Source organism: Sphingomonas sp., from assembly GCF_031380695.1.
Lineage (GTDB): Bacteria > Pseudomonadota > Alphaproteobacteria > Sphingomonadales > Sphingomonadaceae > Sphingomicrobium.
Genome location: NZ_JANMWY010000052.1, coordinates 1 through 6,186, shown reverse-complemented (window position 1 = coordinate 6,186; position 6,186 = coordinate 1). Strand labels below are relative to the sequence as shown.

The 6,186-nt window shown below is 64.9% G+C and carries 6 protein-coding genes and 1 pseudogene; 6 read left to right on the top strand and 1 reads right to left on the bottom strand.

Annotated features, from left to right (window positions below; translation table 11 throughout):
* The 4 genes and pseudogenes from glyA to rpsD all read left to right on the top strand — a co-directional run.
* Positions 1 to 684: pseudogene (gene glyA / locus RMN84_RS02235) on the top strand (serine hydroxymethyltransferase); the annotation flags it as partial.
* Between the two features lie 33 nt (positions 685 to 717).
* The gene (nrdR, locus tag RMN84_RS02230; protein ID WP_309610581.1) at positions 718 to 1,197 is read left to right on the top strand and encodes a transcriptional regulator NrdR; all 480 of its coding nucleotides are present in this window, start codon (positions 718 to 720) and stop codon (positions 1,195 to 1,197) included.
* On the top strand, positions 1,194 to 1,919 hold the full coding sequence (locus RMN84_RS02225) for an RNA methyltransferase (protein WP_309610582.1): 726 nt from the start codon (positions 1,194 to 1,196) through the stop codon (positions 1,917 to 1,919). Before nrdR ends, RMN84_RS02225 begins: the two co-directional genes overlap by 4 nt.
* Before the next feature lie 177 nt (positions 1,920 to 2,096).
* Complete coding sequence (gene rpsD / locus RMN84_RS02220; RefSeq protein ID WP_309610580.1) at positions 2,097 to 2,711, top strand: 30S ribosomal protein S4; 615 nt, start codon at positions 2,097 to 2,099, stop codon at positions 2,709 to 2,711.
* Between the two features lie 65 nt (positions 2,712 to 2,776).
* On the opposite strand, the gene RMN84_RS02215 is transcribed toward rpsD, so the two are convergent.
* Complete coding sequence (locus tag RMN84_RS02215; RefSeq protein WP_309610579.1) at positions 2,777 to 4,759, bottom strand: alpha/beta fold hydrolase; 1,983 nt, start codon at positions 4,757 to 4,759, stop codon at positions 2,777 to 2,779.
* A 99-nt stretch (positions 4,760 to 4,858) separates the two neighbouring features.
* Here RMN84_RS02215 and RMN84_RS02210 point away from each other — a divergent pair, with 99 nt between their 5' ends.
* Positions 4,859 to 5,830, top strand: coding sequence for an agmatine deiminase family protein (locus RMN84_RS02210; protein WP_309610578.1), 972 nt, complete (start codon positions 4,859 to 4,861; stop codon positions 5,828 to 5,830).
* A 93-nt stretch (positions 5,831 to 5,923) separates the two neighbouring features.
* Positions 5,924 to 6,186: nitrilase-related carbon-nitrogen hydrolase (locus tag RMN84_RS02205; protein ID WP_309610577.1), on the top strand; the 263-nt coding region annotated here is incomplete at its 3' end.

The window sequence follows — 6,186 nt, the reverse complement described above, 5'->3', positions numbered from 1 at the left end:
GAGGTCGGGGCGATCCTGATGGTCGACATGGCACATTTCGCCGGGCTGGTCGCGGCGGGCGAGCATCCGACCCCGTTCGGCCACGCGCATGTCGTCACGACCACCACGCACAAGACATTGCGCGGCCCGCGTGGCGGCATGGTGCTGACCGACGACGAGGCCATCGCCAAGAAGATCAACTCGGCAGTGTTTCCAGGGCTGCAGGGCGGCCCGCTGATGCACGTCATCGCCGCCAAGGCGGTGGCGTTCGGCGAAGCGCTCGAACCCGGGTTCAAGACCTACGCCCGCGCCGTCATCAAGAACGCCCAGACCCTCGCCGGTCGCCTCAAGGAGCGTGGCGCGGATCTCGTCGCGGGCGGCACCGACACCCACCTCGCGCTGGTCGACCTGCGTCCACTCGGCATCACCGGCAAGGACGCCGACGAGGCGCTGGAGCGTGCCGGGATCACCTGCAACAAGAATGGCGTGCCATTCGATCCGTTGCCGCCGATGCAGACCAGCGGCATCCGCGTTGGCTCGCCCGCCGGCACCACGCGCGGCTTCGGCGAGGCCGAATTCAGCGACATCGGCGACATGGTGGCTGACGTGCTCGAAGGGGTGAAGGCCGGTGACCGCGCGGTTGAGCAAGCGGTCAATGTTTGCGTCCGCGCCTTGTGCGCCCGCTTTCCGATCTACCAGGATTAGAGTCTTCGTGGTTGATCGCGCAGGCGCCCGCTAATGCGCTGCCCATTCTGCGCCCATGAAGACAGCCAAGTTAAGGACAGCCGCTCGTCGGAGGACGGCGCGGCGATCCGCCGGCGGCGGCAGTGCGAGGGCTGCGGCGCGCGGTTCACTACCTTCGAGCGCGTGCAACTGCGTGACCTCACCGTGGTCAAGAAGGACGGCAAGCGCGAGGCATTCGACCGCCGCAAACTTGAGCGATCGATCGCGCTGGCTTGCCGCAAGCGCGACATCGCCCCCGAACGGATCGAGCGGCTCGTCTCTGGCATCCAACGACAGTTGGAAACGCAGGGCGACGATGTCGGCGTCGAACGGATCGGCGAGGCGGTCATGGCCGGGCTTAAGGGCCTCGACCACGTTGCCTACATCCGCTTCGCCAGCGTCTACAAGGACTTCACCGAACCCCAAGATTTCGCGGAAATCGTCGAGAGCGTGGAGGGCGCGGTGGTCGATCCGGGGAGGGGGCGGTTGCTCTGACCCCAATCATTATCCTCGTCCGCCCGCAGCTTGGCCAGAACGTTGGCAAGGCGGCGCGGGCGATGCTCAACTTCGGCCTGACCGAGCTTCGCCTCGTTGCCCCGCGAGACGGCTGGCCCAATCCTGAGTCCGGCCCGGCGGCGAGCGGGGCGGACATCGTCCTCCAGCAGGCGCAACTGTTCGACACCGTTGCCGAGGCCATCGCCGACTGCTCGACCGTCTTCGCCTCGACCGTGCGCCGTCGCGACCTCATCATGCCGGTCGTCGGCCCGGAGGAGATGGCAGCGGAAGTCCACGCCACGCCCGGCCGCACCGCGATCCTGTTCGGCCCGGAGCGCTCCGGTCTCGCCAGCGAAGATGTCGCGCTGGCGACCAAGATCGTCACCGTCCCGATCAACCCCGAGTTCGGTTCGCTCAACCTCGCCCAGGCGGTGATTCTGCTCGCTTACGAATGGTCGAAGGGCGAGGCGCTCGCCCAGCCGCCGGTCAAGGACGTCGAAGCCCCTGCCCCGCAGGCCGAACTCGACGGACTCATCGGCCAGCTCGACGAGCAACTGCTCGCCGCCGGCTATTTCCATCCCCCCGAGCGGATCACCGTCACCCGCCACACCATCCGCACGATCATGAGCAAGGCGCGCTGGTCGAGCCGCGAGGTCAAGGCGGTGCGCGGCATGATCCGGGCGCTGGTCGAAGCCCCGCGCCGACCGCGGAACCCTCGCTGATCGAATATCCGACCCGAACTCTGCCCCTCCCCTGCTGTTGACCCGTCACGCCAGCTGGTCTAGGCGCGCCGCTTCGCAATTGACCCCGCACGCCTGGTGAAGCGGTGGTCGCGCACGACTTGAAGGTCATGCGGTGCGGCCCAGGCACGAACGACAACAGCGAATTGGAAATATCACGTGAGCAAGCGTTCTAGCGCCAAGTATAAACTCGACCGCCGCATGGGTGAAAACGTCTTCGGTCGCCCGAAGAGCCCGGTCAACAAGCGCGAATATGGTCCCGGCCAGCACGGCCAGCGCCGCAAGTCGAAGGTTTCGGACTTCGGCATTCAGCTACGCGCCAAGCAGAAGCTCAAGGGCTATTACGGCGACGTCACCGAGAAGCAGTTCAAGCAGACCTTTCAACATGCCGAGCGCATGAAGGGCGACGCCAGCCAGAACCTGATCGGCCTGCTCGAGCGCCGCCTCGACATGATCGTCTATCGCGCCAAGTTCGCGCCGACGATCTGGTCGGCGCGCCAGATGGTCAGCCATGGCCACATTCGCGTCAACGGCATCAAGTGCAATATCGCCTCGCGCCGCTGTGACGTGAACGACATCATCGAGCTTGGCACCAAGGCGCAGGAAATGGCGCTGGTGATGGAAGCGCAGCAACTCGCCGAGCGAGACATCCCCGATTATGTCGTGCCGGACGGTACGTCGAAGGTGCAGTTTACTCGCGTGCCTAAGCTCGACGAAGTGCCATACCCGGTGCGCATGGAGCCGAATCTGGTCGTCGAATTCTACTCGCGCTGATCGGCTAGCCCGTCAGGCGATGAAACAAGGGCGGTCCCTCGCGGGGCCGCCCTTTTTCGTTGCAGTCAGTGCCCGATCGTCCGGTCGAGCAACGCCCCGATCTTGCTCAACATCAGCGCGCGTGCGTTGCTGTCCTCGAGCTGGTGGTCGAGGCCCTTGAACATAAGCAGCTCACTGCTCTTGCCCGCCGAGCGCAGGGCCGAATCCATCTTCTGCGAATGGGCAACACCGACATTCACGTCGAGATCGCCATGCACCAGCAGCACCGGCGCCGTGATCGACCCGCTATGCCGTAACGGTGACCCTTCGCTGATGTGCGGCCCGACCCCGACGAACCGGTTGACCACCAGGCTGTTGGTATAGTCGGCATAGTCGCTCTTTAAGAGTGCGAGGTCGGTCACCGGCGCGATCGCGACAACGGCCTTGTAGAGCGACGGTTCGGTCGCCGCCGACTGGAGCGCCGCATAGCCGCCATAGGACCAGCCGACGATCGCCAGCCGCTTCGGATCGGCGATGCCCTGACTCGTCAAATAGCGCGCCGCATAGGTCACGTCGCCAATCGAGGTGCGCCAGCCTTGGAAGCCGTTCTTGGCCAACCACGCATCACCGAAGCCAGCCGAGCCGCGATAATTGGGCTGGATTACCGCATAGCCACGCGTCGCAAGAAATTGCGACAACCAGTCGAACCCCCACTCGTCGCGCGCGCTCGGCCCGCCATGGGGAAGGACGACCGCGGGAAGCCCCGTTGCCGACTTGCCGACCGGCAGGGTGAGATAGGCCGGAATATTAATGCCGTCGGCAGCTCGGTAGGTGATCGACTGGACGTTGGCGAGCTTGCGATCACCGAGCGTTGTCCGCGCCGGCATGACCTCGCCCAGGCTCTTCTTGGTCTTGTCGAACAGATAATAGCGACCCGGGTCGTTGTCGCTTCCCGCGTAGAGTAGGACCTTGGTGCCGTCGGTGCTGGTGTTGACGAAGGTCACGCTGGGAAGCTTTGGCAGTGCCTTGCCCAACGCCGTCGCCAGCTTCTCATATTCCGGATCGAAATAGACCGTGTGCCGACGTTCCTCGGCATAGGTATAGCCGATGACGCGCTCGCCGTTACTGCTGCGGACGACATTGTCCATATCGACCCGCGGGTTCGTCGCGACGATCGTTTCCTGATCGCTGCCGTCGAGCTTGTGCGTCACCAGCGCATAGCGGCCGTCGATCTTGCGCAGCGCATAGAGCGCATCAATGGTTGAATCGATGGCAAGCGGCTCGAACTCATCCTTTTGATAATCGACCAGTTGTTTCCAGTCGCGCGACCCGGCACGGCGATAAAGATATTTGTTTCGCCCGGTCAGATTCACTTCCGCCGACCGCTCGACCAGTCCCATTAACCGCACCGTCCCACGACCGTCGCTCATATACCGATCGACATTGATGCGGGGCGGCTCGACCGGGCTCACGCTCATCGAGCCGACATTGATCCGGACGACACCGAGCCCTTGCTTGGTCCGCGAGAGGTTCGAATCGCCCGTCAGTCCTGCCTCCGGGATGTACACTCGCGTCATGAGAACGGAATTGTCACCGCCGGGCAGCCAGTCGATGATCGAGCCGTCGCTCTGCCGATATCCGTAATCATTGGCCGAAGCGCGCTGGCCGAGTTCCTTGATGTTCTTGCCCGATGTGTCGAGCGTGATGGTTCGCGACGCCGGGAGGAGCAGGACCGCATCCTTGACGATCGCGGTATAGCGGCAAACCAGGTTGCGATCCGAGACGAACGCGCACCAACCAACATTCTCGGGAGCGCCGCTCGTCGACAGGATCGGCTTCGTCGTCCCCGCCACCAGGTCCGCCATATAGACGACCGATGATCGCCCGGGTCCGGGCCCGACGAATACCGCCTGCCTGCCGTCGGGCGACAGGTCCATATTAGAAACGCTTTCCCGGACGCCAAAGGCGATGGCATCGGCCTCAAGGTTCGACTGGGCCTGGGCCAGCGCGGGGCCGGCCAACGATCCCGCGAACGCAACGAAACTCACGACGCAAACAGTCCGACGCATCACAATCTCCCCCTACGCGGCGAGATGATTAGACTGATGAATTTGGAAAGCACAAGAGCAACTTGGCGCTTGCCGACTGCTTTGCTAGGCGCAGACACCATGGCCCCACCCCTCCCCGAATGGGCGCCGCATCGGGCGCTGTGGATTGGTTTTCCGTCCGATCATTCGCTGTGGGCCGACGACCTCGCCCCGGCGCAACAGGAAGTGGTCGAGTTCGCCCGCGCGATCCACGCCGACGGACGGGGCGAGTCGGCGTGGCTGGTCGCGGCAAGCGAACCTTGCGCCGACATCGCGCGCAAGCTCGCGCCCTTCGCCCGGGTCATCGTCGAACCATTCGGCGACGTGTGGCTGCGCGATACCGGCGCGATCGTCACCGGCTCTGGCCAGGCCCGCCGAGCGCAGGGTTTCGGCTTCAACGGCTGGGGCGGCAAATATGACCTGCCCGGCGACGACAGCATCGGCGAGCGGCTCGCCGCCGAAGCCGACTTGCCCTACGCCAAGGCCGACTGGATGCTCGAAGGCGGGGCGATCGACGGCGACGGGTCGGGCACTTTCCTGACCACCGAGCAATGCGTGCTTAATCCCAATCGTAACCCCGGCCTGTCCCGCGCCGACATCGAGCAGCGTCTGGCCCGCGATCTCGGCGCCACCCGCGTCGTGTGGCTCGGCGAAGGGCTCGCCAACGATCATACCGACGGCCATGTCGACAACCTCGCCCGCTATGTCGCGCCCGGTCGCGTCGCCATCCCGACCGGCGGGCGGGGCGACCCCAACCGGGCGGTGTATGAGGACGCGTCCGACCGGCTCGAGCGGGCCCGGCTCGACGTCGTCACCCTGCCCTCTCCGGGCAAGATCGAGCGCGACGGGGAGATCGTGCCGGCAAGCTACATGAATTTCGTCATTGGCAATGCCGCCGTGGTCGTCCCGCTCTACGGCGCCCCGCTCGACGACGCCGCGGTCGCGGTGATCCAGGCGCTGTTCCCCGATCGCAAGGCGGTCGGCCTGCGCGCCGACCACCTTCTCACCGGTGGCGGTAGCTTCCATTGCATCAGCCAACAGGTGCCGAAGTGACTTGCCCCCTTTCGTCATCCCCGCGAAAGCGGGGACCCAGTTTTTCTTTGTTGCGCTGGGTTCCCGCTTTCGCGGGAATGACGAGGTAGAAGTATGACCACTATCACCGTCGCCGCGCTCCAGCTCGCGTTCACCGAGGACACAGCCCACAACATCGCCAACGTCGCCGACCTCGTCCGCGAGGCCGCCGCGAAGGGCGCGCAGGTCGTGCTCCCGCCCGAGCTGTTCGAAGGCCTCTATTTCTGCCGGGTCGAGGACGAGGAACAGTTCGCCACCGCCCGCGAGACTGTCGACCATCCCTCGGTGCTGGCGATGCAGAAGCTCGCCGACGAGCTGAGCATCTGGATCCCGACCAG

Excerpts from the sequence above, each read along its gene's own strand:
- RMN84_RS02215 (WP_309610579.1), bottom strand. The coding sequence starts at position 4,759 with ATGCGTCGGACTGTTTGCGTCGTGAGTTTCGTTGCGTTCGCGGGATCG.
- RMN84_RS02210 (WP_309610578.1), top strand. The coding sequence starts at position 4,859 with ATGGCCCCACCCCTCCCCGAATGGGCGCCGCATCGGGCGCTGTGGATT.
- nrdR (WP_309610581.1), top strand. The coding sequence starts at position 718 with ATGCGCTGCCCATTCTGCGCCCATGAAGACAGCCAAGTTAAGGACAGC.